We start from the raw sequence: 22512 nt of genomic DNA, 5'->3' as shown, positions 1-22512 counted from the left end.
ACATCCCGACAGTGCGACGGCACAAGCGGAAAAGCGATGCAGCAGCCCTGCACCACGCCTGCAGGCAGGCGCGGCGCATGATGGGGATGGGTTGTTTCACCCCGGTGACGCCCGGGCAAGACCCGAAATCTGCATGCCTCAGGCGCGCACCTCGGCACAGTTGCGCGACCACGCAGCTGGAATGGCGGCCGGGCTGCGCAGACGAGGGCAGCGGCGCGGTCGCGGACATTTCCACTCGGATCGCAGTGCGGGCACTCGCGCTACGGCCCCCGCAGCCTGTTTCGCCATCCAATACTCTTCTTCCAAAGAGCGTGACCAGGCACCCGCCATCCATGCCGTGGGCAGCGGGCCGCACTCACGTCCGCAGAAAGATCTCCACGCGCCGATTGAGCTGCCGTCCGCCGGGATTGTCCTGCCCGTTGAGGGTGTTGGGTGCCACCGGCTGCGATTCGCCATAGCCCTTCGCACCGGCCGTCTGGGCGGTACCGCGCGTACGCAGCGCGGCCAACACGGCGTTGGCGCGGCGCTCGGACAGGGCCTGGTTGTAGGCGTCCTCGCCCTTGCTGTCGGTATGCCCGCGCACCTGCATGTCCTGTGCTGTCACCTTGCCGAGCGCAGCGGCCAGGGTATCGAGCACGCGTGCCGCATCGGGACGGATGTCGGACTTGTCGAAGTCGAACAGGATGCGGTCGTTCAAAGTGATCAGATAACCGCAGGGCGCACCGGGCGGGGCGAACTTCTGCAGCGGCGGGAAGCGGCCGGCCGGCGGCACCTTGGGCAGCGGCGGCATGCGCACCTCGCGGGAAGGCGTGCCCACCGTGCCGGTGCCGTCGCCGTGGTTCTGCACCAGACCCTCGGGCCCGTTCCAGGTACCCGACCCATCGGCGTTGATGGTCACCAGCCCGCGCGGACCGTTCCAGGTGCCGCTGCCATCGCCGCGATTGTCGATCAGGCCGCTCTTGCTGCTGTTCCAGGTGCCGGCGCCCTTGCCGTCCAGGCTGATCAAACCAGCCGGGCCGTTGTAGGTGCCGCCGCCATTGGACTGCACGTCGATGAGCGCATCGTCGCCGTTCTGGCCGGTGCCGTTGATGGTGCCGCTGCCATCGGCGTTGATGCTGATCAAGCCGCCATCGAAGTTGGCGGTGCCACTGCCGTCGGCCTTGAGATCGAACAAACCACCATCGCCGTTGCGCAGCAGGTTGCCATGGGCATCGACGCTGGTGATGCCGGCATCGGTGATCAGCGTGCCGCCATCGCCACAACGCGCGGGCGCCACGCTGACGCCTTCGATCGGGTCGAGCACGTCCTGCAACGAGGCTTCCAGTGCGCGTTGCGCCGGGGTCACGCCGACGATGTCGGGGACCACGATCATTGGGATGGCCGGAAATTCGGGCACTGCCGCATCGGTCGCGGGTGGCGCATCGGTGGCAAGCGTTGCGGTCTGCGTTGCCTGCGGCCTTGTGCCTGCAGCGTCTGCCGCGGTCTTCTGACCTTCGCCACGGCTGCAAGCCGCCAATAGCAAGGGAACCCAAATCACTGCCGACAACGTCTTGCGCATCGCGTCTTCCTTGGTTCGAGCGAGCTCGAGGGAACCGCCTGATAGCACGAGCCTGGTCAACACCGCGCTAAGAGCGGCTGACAGACCTGCCGCGCGTCCGTCCGTCCGTCAGCCAGTCAGGCGTGCGTGCGTGCGTGTGCGTGTGCGTGTGTATTTGCGTGCGTGCAGTGATTTCCCGGCCACGTCTTGGCGATGCCGTCAGACGTCCAGGCCAGATGCCGAGTGGGTCGAGGGCGCGGCGCCCTCAACGCTCGCGGGACACGTCGCAAGTACGTCCATGTAGCTCGGTGGCGGCACCATGCCGCCACACGGTCCCGCAATGGCGAGGACACCGCACCAGACAGTTGGCTGGTGGTTTTGCGGAGAATCAAGACAGCGTGTCGCGGCTTGCCGTTGCTCGTTGAGAACTTTGCGAACCAGCCAACTTGACTGGTCCTTGCCCGCCCACCGTCGCGGGACCCTTGGCGGCATTGATGCCGCCATGAAGCTTACGGCGACGTATTTGCGCGGTGTCCCGCGGCCGCCGTACTTCCTGCCGCTTCGGCCTGCAACTGCGCGTGCAGAATGCGGCGGATCTCCAGAATCGCCTGCGGCGTTTCCTGCACGCTGTGCCAGGAAGTCACCACCAGTTCGGAGGCGGCGCCATCCAGATGCGCGCTGCGATACGGCACCAACCCGTCGTCGGAGTCGGCCAGCGGCACCTGCGGTTTTTCGCGGCCGACGATGGTGTGGTACTGCACCTGCGGTGAGATCGGCAGATCCATCGTGGCGCGCACGAACGGGTCGGTATCGCGCAGGTTGTCGATGCTGGTCGGCGGCAGCAGGCGGCTCTTGCGCCGGGACTGGCCACCGCTGCCCTCACGTTCGCTGTTGGAAAGGTCCTGCAATACATCGCCAAACCGGTCCAGCAACGCAATCGGCAACCGCACCAGGCGCCCGACGAAGCGCCCCAACCCGCCTTCGGCCAGTGGCGTGCCGCGATGTGGCGCGGCGATAAAAATCGCGCGGTCGATCTGCGGCATCGGCGAAAAATGCAGCAACGGCGACAGCTTCGCGCGCACGCGGGCACCGCGCTCGCCGTCCAGCCGGTAATCCCGCAGCAGCGCGTCCCAGAGCTGTTCGCCGGACGAGGACACCAGCAGCCGTCCGATCACTCCGCCCATGCTGTGGCCGATCAGGACCATGTCGTGTGAGGCGACGGCGCTGCCCGCCGGGTCGAAATGGCGCAGGCTGCGTTCCACCAACGCCTGGATTTCCGCGCGATTGACCGCGATGGGCGCATTGGTCGGGTAGTACACCTGCCAGATCTGGTAACGCTGACGCAGCGTTTCATCGCCCATCACTTCGTTGGCCACGTTGACCCAGGCCTCCGGGCTGCTGGCCAGCCCATGCAGCATCAGCAGCACGCGGCGATCGGGGTCGTACGGCTGCATCAGATACAGATGCGGGCGCTCGATGCCGCGCGCACTGCCCAGCATCGAGCGCAGCGACTGCGCCGCAAACCCCGATTTGGCCAGCCACAGCCCGTAGGCGGCGGTGAAGTTGGCCGCCAACGGCACGCGCTGCCCATGCAGCACCACCTCGTTCTGGCGGTACGGGTCGTACGGCACCAGGGTCACCAGATCGGTCTTCAGCACCGCTGCAAGCGTGTCGCCATCGAAGCGCAGCAACAGCGTCGCCGGTGCGTACGGCATCTCGCTGAAGGTCGGCAGCGGGCGCTCGGGCGCGGCACTCGGGGCGATGGCTTGCTGGACCGCCAGCCCGGCCGGATCGCCGACCAGCTGCGGGTCCACTTCGGCCACCAGCTCGGCACCGAAACCGTCGCGCCGATAGGTGCTGCGCAATCCGTTGAAGCGCAATGCCGAGGCGGCAAAGATGGCGCGCGGGGTATTGCCGCCACCGGGCAGCCGGTAAGCCGACATGTCGACCACCACCTGCCAGCGGCCGACCGCGGTGGGCGCCGGGGTGGTGTCGCCGGCCTGCTGGGAGCGCGCAAACAGGCGCTCGACCACCTGCTGCACGGCATAGTTGTAGTAGTCGCGCACCTGCGTCTGGCGGTTTTCAAACGCACGCGCACTGGGCGCGCGCGCAGTGAAAAACAGGTAGGCATACGCATGCCGCGCCGCCTCCAGCCAGGCATCGGTGGCCACGTCGCTCATCTGCGCCGGATTGCGTCCGCCCAGGTCGATTGCGCGCGCGGTCCAGAGCTCGGCCTGGGTGGCCAGGCGACGCTCTTCGCCGACGCCTGCCACCGTGGTCAGGTGCTGCAGGCAGGGCAGCGGCTGCGTGCGGCAGGCCTTGGGCTGCAGTCCGGCCACCTGCAGGGTTTCGCTACCGGCCTGGCTGAGCGCGCCGGTGCTGAGCACATCGCCGCGGGTCTGCGCGACGTAATCGCCGCTGTTGCGCGCCTGCACTGTGACCATGGCGCAGCCGCTCAACCACCCACTCATCACCACCGCCACCAGCACGGTCGTGGCCCGCCACCATGGCCTGCGCGGCATCACTGCTTCGCACTCGCCGAGGTGCCGGGCGCCGGCGCCTGCGGCATGCCGGCACGGATGCGCTCGGAGAAATCGCTCGCCTTGTCGGCGGCGATCGCACGCGCAGTGAAATGCCCGCGCTGCTTCAAGGTGGCAAAGTCGTAACCGGGCATCAGGCCGTGATGGTCGTAGGCGTATTCGTCGACATAGCCGGACAGCAGCAGGCGGTGATCCAACGGTAGCGTGGGCTGCAGCTGGCGCACCAGCGCAAAGACAATGGTGGTGCAGTTGCTGGTGAGCGTGTTGTAGAAGGCCGGCGCGCGATCCAGCTGGTTGGCCAGTTCCACATACCCCATGAACATGCGACGCAACCCGGCCTTGGGAATGGCCAGGCGATACAGGTACATGTCCTCGCCGCGCACATTGGTGCGCACGCGCAGGATGTCGCGCTCGTCGGCGGCCACCAGGGTTTCTTCGAAACTGCGGAAAAACCCGCCCAGCGCCGAGAACGACTCGTGGCGCTCCTTGCGGATTTCCAGCGAGAACACCACATGCGAGCCATCGTCGAAGCCGAACGACACCAGCGTGTGCGCGATCGCCGGGCCCATCCAGTACGACAACGCCAGATCGGCGCTGACCAGATGGTCCAGATCGTACTGGCGGGTTTCCCAGCGCGGCACGTAGCGGGTTTCGCTGTGCCAGTCGAAATTGCGCACGTTGCGCAGGGTGACGATGTTGCCCTGCACCTGCGGCTGCAGACGCTGCGCGACATCGTCGGCCCAGTCGCGGTCCTGGCTGGGCTGCATGAACCCCCACGACACCGCCAGCACCACGAATGCGGCAGCGAAGATGCCCACCAGCGCCCAGTTCTCGCGGCCACGCCGCAGGCCCCACAGCGCGGCCAGTGCCATCGCGCACCACGAGGCCACCCAGCCGATGCGTACCAGTGCATTGCCACCGAGCGCGAAATAGATCGCCAGCCCGCCCCAGCACGCGGCCAGCACCAGCGCGGTGCGCAACGCCCAGCGGCCGATGCGTGCGCGGGTGGCCGGTGTCATCGCGTGCCGCCCTCCGGCACCTGCATGCCCAGCGCGTGCATCAGCAGGTCGGCCGAACGGTGGGCCAGCCGCTTGCGTTCTGCTTCATCGTTGCCGCGCAGGCAGCTGCCCAGCATGTCGATCACCAAGAGCAGCTGCTCGTCGTCGACATCGGCCCGGCACAGGCCGGCGTTGCGGGCGCGGTGCACGAAGGGCAGGAAGATCGCCACCACGCGCCGGTCGGCCGCTTCCACCGCCGGGTGCGCGCGCTCGATCGAGCGCCAGAAGTCCACCAGCGGTGCGGACTGGGCGATGTGTTCGGCCACGTCGTGCAGCAGCACGGCCAGCCCGTCCGGGCGGTCGGCCAGGTCGGCGGCCAGCCGCTCCAGGCCATCGAGCCCGCGCGCCATCAGCGCGGTCATCAGCGCCACGCGGTCTGGGAAATTGCGGTACAGGGTGGCGCGGCCAAGGCCGGCGCGCTCCACCACCAGTTCCAGGGGGGCATTGACGCCGTGTTCGCTGAACACTTCGTCGGCGGCATCGAGAATCTGCCGGCGGCGCAGCGCGGCATCAGGACGGGAAGTCATCATGCCGACATTATCGGACAGATTTGTCCGGTAACGCCAGAGTCCGCTTGCTCAATCGACACCCTCCCCGACCGACGGTCGGAGTGAGTGGTCGGAGTGAGTGGTCGGAGTGAGTGGTCGGAGTGAGTGGTCGGAGTGAGTGGTCGGAGTGAGTGGTCGGAGTGAGTGGTCGGAGTGAGTGGTCGGAGTGAGCGGTCGGAGTGGACCGTCAGCTTGGGTCTTCGGAGTGGACCATCGGAGCCGATGGTCCACTCGGCAAACCGGCTCAGCCGGTGTTCTGCACGCCTTGCGAGACGCCGTTGACGCAGGCCACCAGCGCGCGCAACAACGCTTCGTCTTCGCCATCGGTGGCGCGCCAGCGTTGCAGCAGATCCACCTGCAGTACGCTGATCGGGTCGATGTAGGGGTTACGCAGGCGGATCGACAACGCCAGCCGCGGGTCGTGCTGCAACAACGATTGCTGTTGCAGCAGCGCCTTGACCCAGCCCTTGGTCAGGGCCAGCTCGTCGCGAATCTGCGGGAAAAACCGCTCGTGCAGATCACCGGACAGCCGCGAGAACAACTCGGCGATATTCAGATCGCCCTTGGACAACACCATGGCGATGTCGTCCAGGAAGGTGCGGAAGAACGGCCAGTCCTGCGCCATCTCGCGCAAGCTGTCTTCATGCCCGGCATCCACTGCCGCCTGCAGGCCGCTGCCCACGCCGTACCACCCCGGGATCACCGCACGCGCCTGGCTCCACGCAAACACCCACGGAATCGCGCGCAGGTTGGACAACGCCGCATCCTGGCCCAGCCGCCGCGACGGACGCGAGCCCAGCGTCATGCGCTCGATCACATCGATCGGTGTGGCCAGGCGGAAGTACTGCATGAAGTCCGGCGCGCCGACGAAGGCGCGATAGGCCACGGTGCTGCGTTCGGCCACCAGGTCCATCACCGGGCGCCAGCGCTCCTCGCGCGGCTCGGGCGCACGCGGGCGCAGGCTGGACAGCAACACCGCGCCGGTCATCTGTTCCAGCGAGCGCAGCGCCAATGCACGGATGCCGTACTTGCGGTGGATGACCTCGCCCTGCTCGGTGACGCGCAGGCGGCCATCCACGCTGCCGCGCGGGGCGGCATCCAGCGCGCGGCTGGTCTTGCCGCCGCCGCGGGCGATCGACCCACCGCGTCCGTGGAAAAACGTCAGCCGCACGCCCAGCTCGGCGGCCGCTTCCAGCAGCTCGACCTGCGCGCGCTGCAGGCCCCAGCGCGAGGCCGCAATGCCGCCGTCCTTGCCACTGTCCGAATACCCCAGCATCACCATCTGCGTGTCGCCGCGTGCGGCCAGGTGCTGGCGATACACCGGGTCGGCCAGCAGGTCCTGCACGGTCCCGGTGCCGCCACGCAGATCGTCCACGGTTTCGAACAGCGGCACGATGTCCAGCGGCACCGCGCCCGCGTCGTCGACCAGGCCGCCGCGGCGCGCCAATGCGAGCACGGTGAGCACGTCGGCGCGGTTGTGCGCCATCGAAATGATGTAGCTGCCCAGCGCATCGGCGCCGTGGCGCGTGCGCGCATCGGCGAGCGCGGCAAACACCGCGTCCAGGCGCGCATTGCCTTCATCGGCCACGCGCGGCAATGCCTGTTCGCCGGACGCGTAAGGGCCGAGCAAGCCAGCGCGCTGCTTGGCATCCTGTTCGTCCCACTCTGCCTGGCCCAGGGCATCGGCCACCGCGCGCGCATGCACGCTCGATTCCTGGCGCACGTCCAACCGCGCCAGATGAAAACCGAAACTGCGTACGCGCCACAACAGACGCCGCACGGCGAACCAACCGGCATGCAGGCCCTTGTTGGCCTGCAGGCTGTCCAGGATCAATTGCAGGTCGTCTTCGAGTTCGGATGGTGCGGTATAGGCGCCGGCGGCATCGTCCAGCGTGGCCTGCAGGCGCGCGCGCATCAGATCGTTGAGCAGGCGGTACGGCATGTCGCCGTGGCGCGGGCGCGAACGTGCGGCGTCTTCGGGGAGCAGCGCGCGGTAGCGCTCCAGTTGCGCGGCGAGTTCCGGGCTGACCTGCACCAGCGTGGTCGACTGGCTGAGCAGGCTGGCCAGTTGCCAGAGTTCCTTCTGGTAGCGGTCCAGCACCGCGCGGCGCTGCGCGTCCAGGGTGCCGGCGATGGTGGTGGCATCCACGTTCGGGTTGCCATCCATGTCGCCGCCCACCCAGGTGCCGAAGCGCAGCAGACGCGGCAGCGTTGGCACGCTGCCGTAGGTTTCTTCGATGGCGTGTTCGAGCGTTTCGTACATCACCGGCACCACCCGGTAGAGCACCTGGGTGAGATAGAAGCCCACATGCTCGCGCTCGTCGTCCACGGTGGGGCGCACCGGCGAGGAATCGGCGGTCTGCCACGAGGCGGTCAAGGCCATGCGGAAGCGTGCTGCGTCGCTGGCGCGTTCGTTGGGCGTGCGCATGCCGTCCAGGTTGTCGACCAGGCTGGCGACCATCAGCTGTTCTTTTTCCAGCAGCGCACGCCGCACCGCCTCGGTGGGGTGCGCGGTAAACACCGGCTCCACATCGATGCGTGGCAACCACTGGCTCAGCTCTTCCAGGGTCACGCCCTGCGCCTTGAGCCGGCGCATGGCATCGTGCAGGCCATCGGGCTGCGGGGTGTCGGTGCCGCTGCGCTGGTATTCGCGGCGGCGGCGGATGCGATGCACGCGCTCGGCGATGTTGACCACCTGGAAATAGGTGCTGAAGGCACGCACCAGCGCTTCGGCTTCACGCGGTTCGCGGCCGGTGAGTTGTTCGCTCAAGGTGGATGGCGGGGCATCGCTTTCGCGGCGCGAGATCGCGGTGGTGCGCACGCGTTCGACTTCATCGAGGAATTCCGCAGACACCTGCTCGGCGAGCAGATCACCCACCAGTGCGCCGAGCCGACGCACGTCGTCGCGCAAGGGAAGATCGGGGGTAGCGAACACAAGACTGCTGCGGTACTCGTTCATCGGAAACGCACACCCTCTTCAAGCGCAAAGTCGTCGAAGACTAACCCAAAAGGATTAGATGATCGCGACCGGCACGACGGTTTCAACACCAACCATCGTGTGCTGGCGCACGTGGCGATGAATCGCGTAGGAGCGCGCTAGCGCGCGATGAGGCGTTACCGGTAATGCCCCATCGCGGGCAGGCCCGCTCCTACAGGTGATCGCGGCACCCATCTATGCGGCTCGGCAGCCGTTGCCGGCAGCGCATCAGCCACATCCTCATCCGCTGTAGGAGCGCACCCGGGCGCGACGAAGCTTCATCGATAACGCCGCATCGCGCGCAAGCGCGCTCCTACCGGTGTCAGCGCACCGGTGCCGGCGCACCACCGATCAACGCGTGCGCGTGGCGCCAGTCTCCTTCACCGGCTCGCCGACATTGGTCTTCAACCACTGCTCGCTCTCGGCCAGCATCTGCATGATCGATTGCCGTGCGCGGTAGGCGTGCGATTCGTTGGGCAGCATCACCAGCCGCGCGGTGCCGCCCAGGCCCTTGATCGCGGCGAACATGCGCTCGCTCTGGATCGGGAAGGTGCCGGTGTTGTTGTCGTCCTGGCCGTGGATCAGCAGCAGCGGGTCCTTGATCTTGTCGGCATAGTTGAACGGCGACATCGCCTGGTACACCGGTTGCGCCTGCCAGTAGTTGCGCTCTTCGGCCTGGAAGCCGAACGGGGTGAGCGTGCGGTTGTAGGCGCCGCTGCGCGCGATGCCGGCCTTGAACAGGCGCGTGTGCGCAAGCAGGTTGGCGGTCATGAACGCGCCATAGGAATGCCCGCCGATGGCGATGTGCTGCCGGTCGGTGACCCCGCGCCGGACCACTTCGTCCACGGCGGCCTGCGCATCGGCGATGAGCTGTGGCACATAGGTGTCGTTGGGTTCGGCATCGCCTTCGCCCACGATCGGCATGGTCGGGTTGTTGAGCACCACATAGCCGATCGCCAGAAATGCCTGCGGCCCCCAGTAGCTGATGGCGTTGAAGCGGTACGGCGAGTCGGTGACCTGGCTGGCGGTGTCGGCGCTTTTGAATTCGCCCGGGTAGGCCCACATCAGCAGCGGCCGCGGGCCGTCGCGCTTGGGGTCATAGCCGGGCGGCAGCAACAGCGTGGCGGTGAGGTCCACGCCATCGGCGCGCTTGTAGCGGATCTGCTCCTTCTGCACACCACGCAGCTGCGGTAGCGGGTGCGCGAAATGCGTCAATGCACGCGGTGCGGCTGCGCCATCGCCAAGCGTCTGCACGACATAGTTGGCCGGCTCCTCCGGCGATTCGCGGCTGAGCAGCAATTGGGTGGCCTGTGCGTCCAGCAACGCCAGTGGTGCGGAATAGCTCGGCGCCTGCGAGTGGAACAGACGCGTGGCCTGCTTGCTGCGCAGATCGAACCGGTCCACAAACGGGCGGTCGCCTTCCGGCGAGGCGCCCTTGCCGAGCAGGAACAGGCTGTTGCCATCGCTACTGGTCTGTAGCAACGCGCGACCCTTGCCATCGGCTACCGTCGCCGGCGTGCCCGGATCCTTGTAGCGGTCCTGCGAGGAGCGGTCCCATAGCAGGTCGGGCGCGCGTTGCGGTTGATCCGGTGCAATGCGCCACTGTTTGGTGCGGCGGGTCTTCCACCAGCTCTCGCTCACGATCGCCAGGTCGCCGCGGCCCCATTGAATGCCGTCGAACCGGCTACCCAGCTGCGCCAGCGTCACCGGTGCGCGGTTGAACGGTGCGGCCTGCATCCGCACCGCATCGCGGATGGTGCTCTCGCGTGCCGGGTCGCCGCCGTCCTGCGCTTCGGCCCACACCAAGGTGGCCGGTGCGTCGTGCCGCCAGGCGATGTCGCGCACGCCGGTGGGCACCGCATCGTTGCCGGTCGGCAGGCCTTCGACCAACGGCAGCTGCGCGATCTGGCGCACCAGCTTGCCCTGCAGGTCCAGCACCTCGATGCGGCGCGGGAAATTGTCCGCCGGCACCAGATACGAAAACGGCCGCTCAGCGCGTTCGCTCAGGATGTAACGGCCATCCGGCGACACCGACAGGTTGAGATGGATGCCGGGCGCGGCGATCGGGCGGACCTGCCCGCTCAGCGTGACGATGATCGGCTGGCCGGTGGCGTAGTACTCGAACACGCGCGCATCGGCCTCGTTGCGCAACAGGTCCTGATAGGTCGGCAGCGAGCGCACCCCGGCGGCGGCGCTGGTCTGCTGGATCGCCGGGCCGGCCGGTATCGCATCGCGGGTCGGCGGCGCACCCTGCCCGGCCACCTGTTGTTGCAGCAGCAGCCCGCTGCCATCGGGCAGCCAGCGCAGTTCGTCATCGACGGTGGTATTCAGGCCGGTGACCAGACGCCGCGCCTGCCCGGCGGCCACGTCGACCAGCCACAGTTCGTTGGCGCCACTGCTCGCGTCTTCGCGGCGGAACGCCAGATAGCCCTGATCGGGCGACCAGCTCAACGTGGCCAGCGACAGCGGCGACGGCAGTCCGGCGATCTGCCGCTCACCACCATCGGCCACCGACAACAGCCACAACTTGCTGGCAAAGGAGAACCGGCTGGCGGCAAAGGTCTTCGGGTGGATGCGCAGGCCGGCCAGTTTCAACTCGGGCTGGGCCACCTCGGCGATGTCCGGCAGTGCCGGCAACTGCAGCATCGCGGCCAGGTCGCGTTTGGGCGAGAGCTGCAGCAACGGTGCGCGCGGTGCGTCCACCACCGCCTGCAGCGCCTTGGACGGCAGCTGGTACGCGCTGCCTGCCGCAGCGCCCGGCTGCGTCACTGTTGCGCCGGCCGCCGGGCCGGCCGCCATCGCCAACACCGGCGCGCCCAATGCCAGCGCCCCTGCCAGCGCCCATGTGTGCTGCCGCCAGCCTTGCGCATGCGGTTTCTCCTGCATTGCCCGTCCCCGGTGATGATCGACCTGCGACCATAGCAGCCGCCTGTCGGCCGCTCCCCTGCCGTTGGTTGGGGGTCATGCCACTTCAAACCGGCCAATTCATGCCGGAGGGGGGTGCTGCCGATATAATCAGCGCTCTCGTCGAGGGGCGCTGCGACCGGTAGGGCGGACTGATCCGCTCACTGCACCACAAGGTGCAGGCAATACGGCCAGGCTCGACCAGCAGTTACCGTTCAACGGCGCCCGGAATTGCAGACATTCGTTTGCCTACCGGAGCCATTGCATGAACGCTGTCACAAAGATCACCCCGCACGCCGATTACAAGATTGCCGACATCTCCCTTGCCGATTGGGGCCGCAAGGAGCTGGACATCGCCGAGCACGAAATGCCGGGCCTGATGTCGATCCGCCGCAAGCATGCGCAGACCAAGCCGCTGAAGGATGTGCGCATCACCGGCTCGCTGCATATGACCATCCAGACCGCGGTGCTGATCGAAACGCTCAAGGACATCGGCGCCAACGTGCGCTGGGCCTCGTGCAACATCTTCTCCACCCAGGACCATGCCGCCGCGGCGATCGCCGCCACCGGCACCCCCGTGTTCGCCTGGAAGGGCGAGACGCTGGAAGAGTACTGGGACTGCACCCTGGATGCGCTGACCTTCACCCTGCCCGACGGCACCCTCACCGGCCCGGAGCTGGTCGTGGACGACGGCGGCGACGTCACCCTGCTGATCCACAAGGGCTATGAGCTCGAAAACGGCAGCACCTGGGTCGACGAGCCGGCGTCTTCGCACGAAGAGAGCGTGATCAAGGCGCTGCTCAAGCGTGTGGCTGTCGAGCGCCCGGGCTACTGGGGCCGCGTGGTCAAGGACTGGAAGGGCGTCTCCGAAGAGACCACCACCGGCGTGCACCGCCTGTACCAGATCGCCGAAGCCGGCAAGCTGCTGATCCCGGCCATCAACGTCAACGACTCGGTCACCAAGAGCAAGTTCGACAACTTGTACGGCTGCCGCGAGTCGCTGGCCGATGGCCTCAAGCGCGCGATGGACGTGATGCTGGCCGGCAAGGTCGCCGTGGTCTGCGGCTACGGTGACGTGGGCAAGGGCAGCGCCGCCTCGCTGCGCGCCTATGGCGCCCGCGTGGTGGTCACCGAAATCGACCCGATCTGCGCGCTGCAGGCGTCGATGGAAGGCTTCGAGGTCAACACCATCGAATCCACCCTGGGCCGTGGCGACATCTATGTCACCACCACCGGCAACAAGGACATCATCACCGTCGAGCACCTGCAGGCCATGAAGGACCAGGCCATCGTGTGCAACATCGGCCACTTCGACAACGAGATCCAGGTCGATGCGCTGAATGCACTCAAGGGCGTGGAGAAGATCAACATCAAGCCGCAGGTGGACAAGTACGTGTTCCCCAACGGCAACGCGATCTTCCTGCTGGCCGACGGCCGCCTGGTCAACCTGGGTTGCGCCACCGGCCACCCGAGCTTCGTGATGTCCAACTCGTTCGCCAACCAGACCCTGGCCCAGATCGACCTGTGGGAAAAGCGCGACAGCTACGAGAAGAAGGTCTACATCCTGCCCAAGCACCTGGATGAGGAAGTGGCCCGCCTGCACCTGGAAAAGATCGGCGTGAAGCTGACCACTCTGACCAAGGACCAGGCCGATTATCTCGGCGTGCCGGTGGAAGGCCCGTTCAAGCCGGATCATTACCGCTACTGAGTCTTTGGCAAACCATCGCTATGCATGAACGGGCGCCGCGAGGCGCCCGTTTTTTTACGTGCCCAGCGCCTGACCGCGCCTCGAACGGTGCTACCGGTAGATCATGCACCGAGGGAGGCCGAGCAGCGCCTGGTGCGAGGTCGAGCATGCAGAAGAGAGAGCCGAGAAGATCGCCAGCGCGTTCGACGTGCTGGCAGGTAATCCGTTGATCGGCCGCACAGTGCATGGAGACAAGCGCGAACCGGTGATGGGCTGCGGTTCGCACGGGCATGTTGCGTCATATCGCTACGTGGATGTGACCGACACGGTGTGTCGTGATCGGTCACCGCGCGCAACGCGAGACGGGCTACGCACGCGATGCTTGAAACGCAGCGGCGCGATCATGATCAGGCTCACGGCCGCCAGTTTGCATTGGCCTCCCAGAACGCAACGCTGCGCCGGTAGGCCGCGCGGTCCAGCGGCACGCCGGAGCCGCCCTCATCCACGCCCAATGCATTGCGCAACATGGTAATCGGTGCCATCGGGATGTCTTCGGGCTCGGCGGTGTACAGACAGCCGACCACACCCCAGTCCGCATCGATCGGCGCGCCTTCCTTGGCCAGCTGTTCGCGGCTGTACAGGATCGGCACCATGTACTGCGCAACCGGCGACTCGACGCCTTCGAACCAACGCACCAGAACGGGAAGTTCCTGCGTGTTGCGCGCTTCGTAGCCCGAGCGCAGCAGGTGCCGGTTGTCTGCGGTGATCGGCACTGTCAGGCAGCGCGTGCTGGTCCAGTTGCGGTGTACGTGCAGCTGGCAGAACGGCGCGTAGCCTTCGATCACGCGCAACGGTGGGGCGTCATTGAGATGCTGGATGAACTGCTCGGGCGTGCAGTCCTGGATGGCATTGCGACGGCCATCGCGCGGAAACAGACGGGGACGGGCAAACGCGGTCAGAACGATGGACATGGCAGTGCGGGCAGCGGCAAGGCCGTCAAGGGTAACCCTTGAATGCGGTTCTCACGCGCAGGCCGGCGCTGGCAAACGGGCCGCGATGCACCGCATGCGTCGCTGCCGTTGAAGCGGGCTCACGGTTGCGCGCGTCGAGCGACGGGCCGTGTCAACGCCCGCTGCGGCGTCACCAGATCAGATCGTCCGGCACCTTGAATTGGCTGTAATAGTCATCGTCGCTGTCCGGTGCCGGCGAGCTGCCATTGCGGCCGTGATCCAGCACCACGGTTGCCTCATCGCGGCTGTAGACCTTCTCGGCGGCCGCACGCGGAATCAGCTCGAAGCCTTCGCCATGTCGCACGATCACCAGGGCGCCGCTGGCAAGCTGGGTGCGCAAGGCGGGATTGACCAGCACGCTGCGGATGACGCTGCCATCGTTGAAGCGATAGTCGATCTCGCCCTCGCGCTTGACCTTGCTGGTCTCCACGATCTGGCGCACCTGGGCCAGCACTTCCTGTTTGCGCAGCTGCGCATTGCGCTCTTCGGCCAGTGCGCGATCGCGCTCGGCACGCTCGGCCTGCAGCCGTGCGGCATCCACCTTGTCGGTCTGCGCAGGCGCCACCGCGCCACCCTTCGCATGGCGCTGCTTGACCTGCTCACGCGCGACCTTGTCCACCTGGGCTTTTTTGACCAGCCCGGCCTTGAGCAGCTGTTCTTGCAGTGGATTGCGCATGGGAGACGTCGGCAGTGAATTGGCCGCCAGTTTAGCGCGGCAGGCGGCAGGCTCCCGTCGCAGCCCATGCCGCGCCCTCCCGGCAAGCACGCCAGCCGGCCGCTGCGCCCGATGAAAGATCGGCCGCACCACGGCATTGCCGCTACCGGAGACAAGCCGTGCCCCAACGTCATGCCGCATCACCTGCTCACGGCACCACTCACTAATGCGCGGCCTTGGGCAACTGGCCACCAACTGCGCAGGGAGGGTCGCGGACCGTACGTGCAGTCCTGCGGCAAGCATGCTCGCTCGTGGCCCGCGTACGACCTGCATCCCCGATGATGATGGCGCCGGGCCTGGCGACACCTGCGCTGGCCGAGCCGGTCACCCAGCCGGTGATCTGCAACAGCAGATGTATCCGTCGCTGAAGCAGGCGCCGCGCCCCTGCGTACCAGGGCGACCGCGGAGGGCTGGCAATTCTGCGACCCGGCACCCCGTTGCCGTCGAACCCTGCACGCAATTCGGCGGTTCACCGCATTGAATACGTATGCACAACACCGATGTTGCGGCGCGATGCGCGCTTAGCATCACCGCGCGCTGCACGCCGTGCGCGCGCTTTCCGGAACAGGGGCCGGAGGCCTTGAATGTGGGCATCGCCAGCTGCGCGGATGCTCGCTCCTACCGACTGGAGATCCACCCGATGCACACCCTCATTGCTCCTTCTCCGCCTTCGCTCACGCAGCGATGCATCCGCCTGTTGCTGACGGCACTGGTTCTGCTGCTGACCAGTGCCAATGTGCAGGCCGATGTGATCCTGCACGCCTTCAACTGGCCGTATGCCACCGTCGAAGCACGCGCCAAGCAGATCGCCGATGCGGGCTATCGCAAGGTGCTGGTGGCACCCGCCTACCGTTCGCAAGGCAGTGCCTGGTGGGCGCGCTACCAGCCGCAGGATCTGCGCGTGATCGACGGGCCGCTCGGCGACACCGCGGCGTTTTCGCGCATGGTGCAGGCATTGGCCAACAACGGTGTGCAAACCTATGCCGACGTGGTGCTCAACCACATGGCCAACGAAGCGGCCACGCGTCCGGATCTGAACTACCCCGGCAGCGCGGTGTTGTCGCAGTACGCCGCCAATCCCGGCCGCTACGATTCGCTGCGCCTGTTCGGCACCTTGCAGTCCAATTTCCTGAGCGCCAGCGACTTCGGCCCGGCGCAATGCATCAGCAATTACAACGATGCCTACCAGGTGCGCAATTACCGCATCTGCGGCGGCGGCAGCGATCCGGGTCTGCCGGATCTGGTCGGCAACGATTGGGTGGTGCAGCAGCAGCGTGCCTATCTGCAGGCACTCAAGGGCCTGGGGGTGAGCGGCTTCCGCGTGGATGCAGCCAAGCACATGACCTTCGATCATCTCAACCGCGTGTTCGATGCAGGCATTCGCTCGGGCGTGTACGTGTTTGGCGAGGTCATCACCGGCGGCGGCAGCGGCAACGGCGATTACGACCAGTTCCTGGCGCCGTATCTGCAATCCACACCGCATGCGGCCTACGACTTCCCCTTGTTCAATGCGGTGCGCAATGCCTTCGCCGTCGGTGCGAGCATGCAGCAGCTGGCGGACCCCGCCGCGTCGGGGCAGGCGTTGCCGGGCAACCGTGCGGTCACCTTCGCCATCACCCACGACATCCCCAACAACGCCGGCTTCCGCTACGCCATTCTCGACTCGGTGGACGAAACCCTGGCCTATGCCTATCTGATCGGACGCAATGGCGGCATGCCGATGGTGTACACCGACAACAACGAAAGTGGCGACAACCGCTGGGTCAACGCGTATCAGCGCGATGACCTGCGTCGCATGATCGGCTTTCACAACGGCGTACAGGGCACCGACATGCAGGTGCTGTCATCCAGCGCCTGCCACATCCTGTTCCGCCGCGGCAGCCTCGGCATCGTGGGCATCAACAAGTGCGGCAACCCGGTCACCACCACGGTGGGCATGAACAACAGCGTGCTGTACTGGAACGCCGACTACGTGGATGCCCTGGGCTCGGGCAGCGTGGTGCGTATCTCCAGCGGCTCCTACACGTTCACGCTGCCGGCGCGGGGCGCGCGCATGTGGCGCCGCTGAGCCAAGCCGCAGACCGCGCACAGCGCGCACTCCCACAACGTGCCTAGGTTATGTAAAGCAGACCTGGACATCGTTGCGTGCATCAGACCGTTGCAAGCAAACACCGCCTCCGCCGCCTTGCGCGCGCGGAGGCGTTTTTCATTCTGCAGCCTGCGCTTGCTCCGCTTGGTCATGCGATGAGCGGTCTGGTCAGAGATGCGCCAGGTCACGATCGATACGAACTTCGCTGCAACATGAATTGATCGAAAAGATCAGGCCTTCGGACGCAACAAAACCTGCTGCCGGGTGGACCTACCTCGCAGCCCGATGCATGCCGATTCATCTGCCCACCCGGCATGCAGACGGCCGACCGCGACGCGAGCGCGCCACCGTGGCAACGCACGCGATCCCGCACCCGAGGAGCAGAACCGGAGCAAGCCGATGCCTTTGTACTTCGTGCGTCACGGCGAGTCGCTCGCCAACGAACAGAACTATTTTGCCGGCGCGCAGAACTCGCCATTGACCCCGCTGGGGCGTCGCCAGGCGCGGCAGGCGGCCGAGGAGGTCAGGCGCCGCGGGCTGCAGTTCGACCAGGTCCACGTCTCGACGCTGGAGCGCGCACAGGCGACCGCGGCGATCATTCTCGACGGTGTGCCCGGGACGCCGCAGGTCATCTCCAGCGCGGCATTGGTGGAACGCGATTTCGGCATCTTCGCCGGCAAGAACAAGACCCTGATCAAGAAGTCCATCGGCCACCGGCTCTACGACGCCTGCTTCCATGACGCGCAAGGCGCGCCACCCGACGGCGAGCACTGGATGGACATGTACGCGCGTTGCAAGCAGTACTACGACACCGTGCTGGCGCCGCTGGACCGCCAGGGCAAGCAGGTGCTGGTGGTGGCGCACAAATACATCGTCGAGGTGTTCGCCCTGATCGCCTCCGGCCTGCCGCCTGCCGACTACATCGACTTCCGGCTTCCCAACTCGCGGCCGCTGTCGTGGGACGAACTCAAACACATGACCGCACGCAGTTCATCGCGCATGAACTACCTGGGCGAGCAGACCGAAATCCATTTACTGCAATGGATGCTGATTGCCGCAGTGGCCGGCTTTGCGCTGTCGTGCCTGGGCGTGTCGCTCCCGCATGGCATCAGCTCCGCCGCCATCGTGGCGCTGCTGGCCGCCAATGCGTTTTTCCTGTCGGTGCGTATCGAACCTGACGCGATGCGACTGACCCGCGGCCCGGAGAACGTCGCGCTCAGCGTGATCAGTGTGGCGCGCGCACTGATTGCGATGGTGCTGCTTACCCAGTTCGACAACGCGTGGATGCATGTCCTGGGCCTGTTGCTGATCGTGCCACCGGCGCTCTCGGTGCCGACCTTCTCGCTGGCGCGCGGCGGCGACTATTTCTTTGCCGCGCGCTATACCCTGGTGCTGTCGATGCTGTTGCCGGTGGTGCTGTTGCTGCTGTTCCTGGATCACCGCGAGGTCCTGGGCAATGCGCATGCACTGGAGCGGTATTTCGTGGTGCTGCTGCTTGCGCTGGCCTTGCCCTGCCTGCTGGCACAGGGCTGGCGGCGTGCGCGTCCGATCGCTGCGGGCAAGCTGGCAACCAACTGGGGCTGGGTCGGCTCACTGATGATGGTGCCGATGGCCTTGCTGGTCGCGCTACGCGCCGGTGGCCCCGCGTTGGCGGATGCATTGGCGCATGGCGGCTGGCGGGCCTGGGGCGCACTGCTGTTGCCGTTTGCGCTGCTGCTGACATGCCGGCTGGGCAGCGCGGCGTCCCTGTACCTGCATCAGCGCGTCACCGGCAAGCGCATCGGCCCGGCGATCCGCTCCGATATCCATCTGCTGCAGACATCGCCCAACATCTTCCTGTGGCTGAGCCTATTGCTGCCAGGCACCTTCGCGCATGCGCCCACGCTGGTGGCCGGCACGCTGCTGAGCTTCTTCGCCTTCGCGCTCCTGGATGAAACCTGGGTCGTGCGGCGCTTCCGTGCGCAGATCAAGCCGGCGTTGCAGCAGCGCCCTGCGCGCGCCACGACAGCGGCTTCGCCGCCCGGCACACCAGGCGACGTCGCACTGGACAGCCGATGACGCGGCCCGCCTCAGGCGCGGCGATCACCGCGCCCGGGGCGGCCATCACGATGAGCGCCATGTTCAATGAAGGCAGCCATCGGCATCGTTGCGGATCGCTGCGGCCTGGAGTTACCAGGCGAACGGCGCGGTGACCTTGCGTGCACCGAGCAGGAACGCATCGGCCACATGCACGAACGGTGCGACATCCACGTCCGAGTCACCCGCGCGCACCAGCTGCACAAAACGCCGGTACAGCCCATCGTATTCACTGGATGCCGGCACTGCCTGCGGCTGCCCGTCGATGCTCAGCTTGGCGCCGCCTTCGCTGAGCACGAGCAGCCCCTGCGTGGTTTCCACCTCGATGTCCCAGCGCTGATGACCGGTCTGCAGGAAATCGAATTCCGCCGTCACCGGCACGCCGGCGGTATCGACGAAGGCGAGCCGGGCAGACAGCGGTGCCTGGCGGTTTTCCGGCGTCTGCAGTTCGGCCTCGCGCAGGGCGAAGGGGCGCGGCAGCAGATGCGTGACGATGGACAAGGCGTTGATGCCGGGATCGAACACGCCCATGCCGCCGGGTTCGAGAATCCAGTCCTGCCCGGGGTGCCAGTGGCGGATGTCTTCCTTCCAGGTGATGTGCGTCCGCACGATCTGCTTGTCGGCCAGCCACGCACGCGCAGGCTCCACGCCGGCCGCGCAGCGCGAATGCCAGCTGGTGAACAGGCTGCGCTGCGCATGCTGCGCCACAGTGCGCAGATCGTTGATCTCGGCGAGCGTGGCCGCCGGCGGCTTTTCCAGGAAGACATGCCGGCCAGCCGTCAACGCCGCTTGCGCCAACGCATGTCGCCCAACCGGCGGCGTGCACAACGCGACCGCTTCCAACTCCGGATGCGCGGCAAACGCCTCATCCAGGGTTTGATACGCCGGTATGCCGTCGACCGTGCCATGCCGGCTTACCGTGGCCACCAACTGCACATCGGGGCGCGCGGCAATGGTCGGCACGTGTTGATCGCGGGCGATCTTGCCGATCCCCACCAGGGCAATGCGCAATGCGTCTGGATGCTTCATCGAAACCTTCGTGCTGATAAGGAGAGCGGCGACACGATCGACTGATCGCGCACCATGGGGCAGCGCAGCCGTGGGCCGCGTCCGCCAGCGCGATGCAGTGTACGGTCAGCGCGCAGCCCACCGCGAGACATCGCTCCTGCTTGTTTTGCTATACCTGCCCACGGCCGGCGATGCCGGCGTGCTTGCCATCCCGGCGATGGCGACCTGCAAGCGCCGGCATTCCCGCGCCAGCCAGCGCCATGGTTCCGTCCCGCGATTGACCTCACCGTCGATGCAGCCCAGCATCGCCGCCGGCACGCCGATGTGCCGTCGTCACGAAGGCCGCTCCGATGTTGCACCACGTTTCGCTGGGCGTTCGCGCAATCGAGGCATCTGTCGTGTTTTACGACGCCGTTCTGGGGGCGCTGGGTCATGTGCGGGTGTGGTCCGATCTGGAGCCGGGCACGCTCGACCAGGCCGTGGGCTACGGCAGACCCGGCGGCGAAGACAGCCTGGCATTGAAGCAACGGCCGGCCACGCACTGCGCGCCAGGAGACGGCTTCCACCTGGCCTTCGCCGCGATCGATGCAGCAGCGGTGGATGCCTTTCACCGGGCAGCGCTGCAACACGGCGGCCGTTGCAACGGTGCACCGGGTCTGCGGCCGGATTACGGCAGCAGCTACTACGCCGCCTTTGTCATCGACCCCGACGGCCACCATCTGGAAGCGGTGCGAGCAGGCACGCGATAAACCGCCCGGCGCTGCGTCGTTGCATGAGCATCAGCAGCCTGGCCTACCGTCGCATCGCCAGGCTGCTGACCGCGTGCGCTCACATTTCCAGCACCACCTTGCCCAGGTGGCTGCCCTGCTCCAGATAGCGGTGCGCGGCGGCGGCCTCGCTGAGCGGGAACCGCTTGTCGATCAGCACGCGGATCTTGCCCTGTTCGATCCAGGGCCACACCACGCGTTCGACCTCCGCCGCCAGCCGCGCCTTTTCATCGGCGTTGCGCGGGCGCAGGGTCGAGCCGGTCAGGATGGCCTGCTTGCGCATCAGCTGCGGGATCGGCACCTCGATGGTGGAGCCGGCCTGCGAGGCGATATAGACGATGCGTCCGCGCGGGTTGAGCGCGTCCAGCGTCTGCGCAAAGACGGCCGCACCCACCATGTCGAGCGCCACATCCACCCCGGCGTGCGCCTTGGCCACGTCGACGAACGACTCACGGGTGGAGTCGATGGCGATATCGGCGCCCAGCTCGCGCGCCTGCGCCGCCTTGGCTGCCGAGCGTGCGGTGGCCAGCACGTGCGCACCGGCAGCCTTGGCCATCTGGATGGCGGTGACGCCGATTCCGGACGTCGCCCCATGCAGCAGCAGCCATTGGCCGGCTGCCAGCTGGCCATGTTCGAACAGGTTCGTGTAGGCGGTGAAGATGGTCTCCGGCAGCGCGGCCGCCTGCACCAGATCCATGCCTGCAGGAATCGGCAGCACATGACGCGCATCGACCGCGGCGTATTGCGCGTACCCGCCGCCGCCCAGCAAGGCGCAGACACGGTCGCCGACCTTCCAGCGACCGGCGGGCTCCACGATCTCGCCGGCAACTTCCAGGCCCAGCGTTTCCGGCGCGCCCGGCGGCGGCGGATAGTGGCCGGCGCGTTGCAGCAGGTCGGGGCGATTGATGCCGGCGGCATGCACGCGGATCAGCACCTGCCCCGGTGCCGCACGCGGGAGCGGTTGCTCGGTGGCGTACAGCGCATCGGCGTCGCCCTTGCCATCGCGGATGGCGATGGCGGTCATCGTGGTGTCGCTCATGCAGGCGCTCCGTTGAGGGGTGCCCAGTGTAGGCAGGCAGACGTCAACGTGTGGCGCAGATGCCGCGCACCTTGCATCGCGCGCCTGCCAGCAGCAGACGCGCGTGGCAGCGCTCATTCCTCGCCGGGGACCACGTCCTGATCGATGTACTGGCGGATCGCCTCGAACACCTTGGAAGTACCGTCGTCCTGGCCAGACGGCAGACGCGCGGCAAAGTCGCTCAGCAACTTGTTGCCATCCACGCCGGGCTGCTCGGCCAGCGCCAGCGCCAGATCGCCGACGCTACGCGCCAGCGCAACCCAGATGCGGCCCAACGATTCGGCGATTACATCCATTTCTTTTTCTTGCATGTTGCGCTCCGATCAAGTGGCGTGGGGGTGCCTGAGCTTACCGCGTGCAACGCAGACCGAGACAAGCGCACAGAAGCAGGCTCGGCCCTTCCAGCCGCTGCACCTTTTGGCTGCCTGCATGGGGCGCGGATGCGTGCGCAGCATCATCCGCCACCAGATATGCATTCATCGCGATGAAGCGATAGTATGCCGGCACGATCCGCAGAA

At 66.7% G+C, this 22512-nt stretch carries 15 protein-coding genes and 1 riboswitch; of the genes, 4 read left to right on the top strand and 11 right to left on the bottom strand.

Features of this window, described 5'->3' with window-relative positions; translation table 11 throughout:
* Positions 1-355: 355 nt before the first annotated feature.
* The 6 genes from ACCQ12_RS04270 to ACCQ12_RS04245 all read right to left on the bottom strand — a co-directional run bounded on the left by ACCQ12_RS04270 (position 356) and on the right by ACCQ12_RS04245 (position 11546).
* Positions 356-1558 carry an OmpA family protein gene (locus ACCQ12_RS04270; RefSeq protein ID WP_372383028.1) on the bottom strand — a complete coding sequence of 401 codons (1203 nt, stop codon included), beginning with the start codon at positions 1556-1558 and terminating at the stop codon, positions 356-358.
* Positions 1559-2046: 488 nt separating this feature from the next.
* Positions 2047-4062 carry an esterase/lipase family protein gene (locus ACCQ12_RS04265; protein ID WP_372383027.1) on the bottom strand — a complete coding sequence of 672 codons (2016 nt, stop codon included), beginning with the start codon at positions 4060-4062 and terminating at the stop codon, positions 2047-2049.
* Positions 4059-5096 carry an Lnb N-terminal periplasmic domain-containing protein gene (locus ACCQ12_RS04260; RefSeq protein ID WP_372383026.1) on the bottom strand — a complete coding sequence of 346 codons (1038 nt, stop codon included), beginning with the start codon at positions 5094-5096 and terminating at the stop codon, positions 4059-4061. Before ACCQ12_RS04260 ends, ACCQ12_RS04265 begins: the two co-directional genes overlap by 4 nt.
* A complete protein-coding gene (locus tag ACCQ12_RS04255; protein WP_355607502.1) occupies positions 5093-5665 on the bottom strand; it encodes a TetR/AcrR family transcriptional regulator in 573 nt (190 codons plus the stop codon). Before ACCQ12_RS04255 ends, ACCQ12_RS04260 begins: the two co-directional genes overlap by 4 nt.
* Before the next feature lie 262 nt (positions 5666-5927).
* Positions 5928-8642 (bottom strand): phosphoenolpyruvate carboxylase, encoded by a 2715-nt coding sequence (gene ppc / locus ACCQ12_RS04250; RefSeq protein ID WP_372383025.1) that lies wholly within the window; start codon positions 8640-8642, stop codon positions 5928-5930.
* Positions 8643-9011: 369 nt separating this feature from the next.
* Positions 9012-11546 carry a S9 family peptidase gene (locus tag ACCQ12_RS04245; RefSeq protein ID WP_372383024.1) on the bottom strand — a complete coding sequence of 845 codons (2535 nt, stop codon included), beginning with the start codon at positions 11544-11546 and terminating at the stop codon, positions 9012-9014.
* 137 nt (positions 11547-11683) lie between these two features.
* Positions 11684-11798: riboswitch (S-adenosyl-L-homocysteine riboswitch) on the top strand.
* A gap of 31 nt (positions 11799-11829) precedes the next feature.
* Here ACCQ12_RS04245 and ahcY point away from each other — a divergent pair.
* Entirely contained in the window at positions 11830-13272 is a 1443-nt protein-coding gene (gene ahcY / locus ACCQ12_RS04240) for an adenosylhomocysteinase (RefSeq protein ID WP_039564728.1), read from the top strand.
* A 392-nt stretch (positions 13273-13664) separates the two neighbouring features.
* Here ahcY and ACCQ12_RS04235 read toward each other — a convergent pair whose 3' ends face one another.
* Both ACCQ12_RS04235 and ACCQ12_RS04230 read right to left on the bottom strand, forming a co-directional pair.
* Positions 13665-14222 carry a DUF3228 family protein gene (locus tag ACCQ12_RS04235; protein WP_179453735.1) on the bottom strand — a complete coding sequence of 186 codons (558 nt, stop codon included), beginning with the start codon at positions 14220-14222 and terminating at the stop codon, positions 13665-13667.
* 169 nt (positions 14223-14391) lie between these two features.
* Entirely contained in the window at positions 14392-14937 is a 546-nt protein-coding gene (locus ACCQ12_RS04230) for a DUF2058 domain-containing protein (RefSeq protein WP_179453733.1), read from the bottom strand.
* Positions 14938-15673: 736 nt separating this feature from the next.
* On the opposite strand from ACCQ12_RS04230, the gene ACCQ12_RS04225 reads away from it, so the two are divergent.
* Together ACCQ12_RS04225 and ACCQ12_RS04220 are read left to right on the top strand one after the other, a co-directional pair.
* The gene (locus ACCQ12_RS04225; protein ID WP_372383553.1) at positions 15674-17044 is read left to right on the top strand and encodes an alpha-amylase family protein; all 1371 of its coding nucleotides are present in this window, start codon (positions 15674-15676) and stop codon (positions 17042-17044) included.
* Positions 17045-17464: 420 nt separating this feature from the next.
* Positions 17465-19123: a histidine phosphatase family protein gene (locus ACCQ12_RS04220; protein WP_372383023.1), complete on the top strand. Its 1659-nt coding sequence runs from the start codon at positions 17465-17467 to the stop codon at positions 19121-19123.
* Positions 19124-19234: 111 nt separating this feature from the next.
* Here the strand turns inward: ACCQ12_RS04220 and ACCQ12_RS04215 are convergent, their stop codons facing one another.
* Positions 19235-20170 carry a Gfo/Idh/MocA family protein gene (locus tag ACCQ12_RS04215; RefSeq protein ID WP_372383022.1) on the bottom strand — a complete coding sequence of 312 codons (936 nt, stop codon included), beginning with the start codon at positions 20168-20170 and terminating at the stop codon, positions 19235-19237.
* A 329-nt stretch (positions 20171-20499) separates the two neighbouring features.
* Between ACCQ12_RS04215 and ACCQ12_RS04210 the strand changes: the two genes are divergently transcribed.
* Positions 20500-20898: a VOC family protein gene (locus ACCQ12_RS04210; protein ID WP_039404181.1), complete on the top strand. Its 399-nt coding sequence runs from the start codon at positions 20500-20502 to the stop codon at positions 20896-20898.
* 79 nt (positions 20899-20977) lie between these two features.
* On the opposite strand, the gene ACCQ12_RS04205 is transcribed toward ACCQ12_RS04210, so the two are convergent.
* Together ACCQ12_RS04205 and ACCQ12_RS04200 are read right to left on the bottom strand one after the other, a co-directional pair.
* Positions 20978-21955: an NAD(P)H-quinone oxidoreductase gene (locus ACCQ12_RS04205; protein WP_372383021.1), complete on the bottom strand. Its 978-nt coding sequence runs from the start codon at positions 21953-21955 to the stop codon at positions 20978-20980.
* A gap of 113 nt (positions 21956-22068) precedes the next feature.
* Entirely contained in the window at positions 22069-22305 is a 237-nt protein-coding gene (locus ACCQ12_RS04200) for a hypothetical protein (RefSeq protein WP_372383020.1), read from the bottom strand.
* Between the last annotated feature and the right edge of the window lie 207 nt (positions 22306-22512).

Source organism: Xanthomonas sp. NCPPB 1068, assembly GCF_041479385.2.
In the GTDB taxonomy this organism is placed as follows: Bacteria; Pseudomonadota; Gammaproteobacteria; order Xanthomonadales; family Xanthomonadaceae; genus Xanthomonas; species Xanthomonas cannabis.
Note: the sequence above shows the minus strand (reverse complement) of the source record. Positions and strands in the feature narration are given on the sequence as shown.

What these genes read in the sequence shown, in the direction of transcription:
- ACCQ12_RS04215 (WP_372383022.1), bottom strand. Translation starts at nt 20,170, where the DNA reads ATGAAGCATCCAGACGCATTGCGCATTGCCCTGGTGGGGATCGGCAAG.
- ACCQ12_RS04220 (WP_372383023.1), top strand. Translation starts at nt 17,465, where the DNA reads ATGCCTTTGTACTTCGTGCGTCACGGCGAGTCGCTCGCCAACGAACAG.
- ppc (WP_372383025.1), bottom strand. Translation starts at nt 8,642, where the DNA reads ATGAACGAGTACCGCAGCAGTCTTGTGTTCGCTACCCCCGATCTTCCC.
- ACCQ12_RS04205 (WP_372383021.1), bottom strand. Translation starts at nt 21,955, where the DNA reads ATGAGCGACACCACGATGACCGCCATCGCCATCCGCGATGGCAAGGGC.
- ACCQ12_RS04235 (WP_179453735.1), bottom strand. Translation starts at nt 14,222, where the DNA reads ATGTCCATCGTTCTGACCGCGTTTGCCCGTCCCCGTCTGTTTCCGCGC.
- ACCQ12_RS04270 (WP_372383028.1), bottom strand. Translation starts at nt 1,558, where the DNA reads ATGCGCAAGACGTTGTCGGCAGTGATTTGGGTTCCCTTGCTATTGGCG.
- ACCQ12_RS04210 (WP_039404181.1), top strand. Translation starts at nt 20,500, where the DNA reads ATGTTGCACCACGTTTCGCTGGGCGTTCGCGCAATCGAGGCATCTGTC.
- ahcY (WP_039564728.1), top strand. Translation starts at nt 11,830, where the DNA reads ATGAACGCTGTCACAAAGATCACCCCGCACGCCGATTACAAGATTGCC.
- ACCQ12_RS04230 (WP_179453733.1), bottom strand. Translation starts at nt 14,937, where the DNA reads ATGCGCAATCCACTGCAAGAACAGCTGCTCAAGGCCGGGCTGGTCAAA.
- ACCQ12_RS04260 (WP_372383026.1), bottom strand. Translation starts at nt 5,096, where the DNA reads ATGACACCGGCCACCCGCGCACGCATCGGCCGCTGGGCGTTGCGCACC.
- ACCQ12_RS04255 (WP_355607502.1), bottom strand. Translation starts at nt 5,665, where the DNA reads ATGATGACTTCCCGTCCTGATGCCGCGCTGCGCCGCCGGCAGATTCTC.
- ACCQ12_RS04245 (WP_372383024.1), bottom strand. Translation starts at nt 11,546, where the DNA reads ATGCAGGAGAAACCGCATGCGCAAGGCTGGCGGCAGCACACATGGGCG.
- ACCQ12_RS04200 (WP_372383020.1), bottom strand. Translation starts at nt 22,305, where the DNA reads ATGCAAGAAAAAGAAATGGATGTAATCGCCGAATCGTTGGGCCGCATC.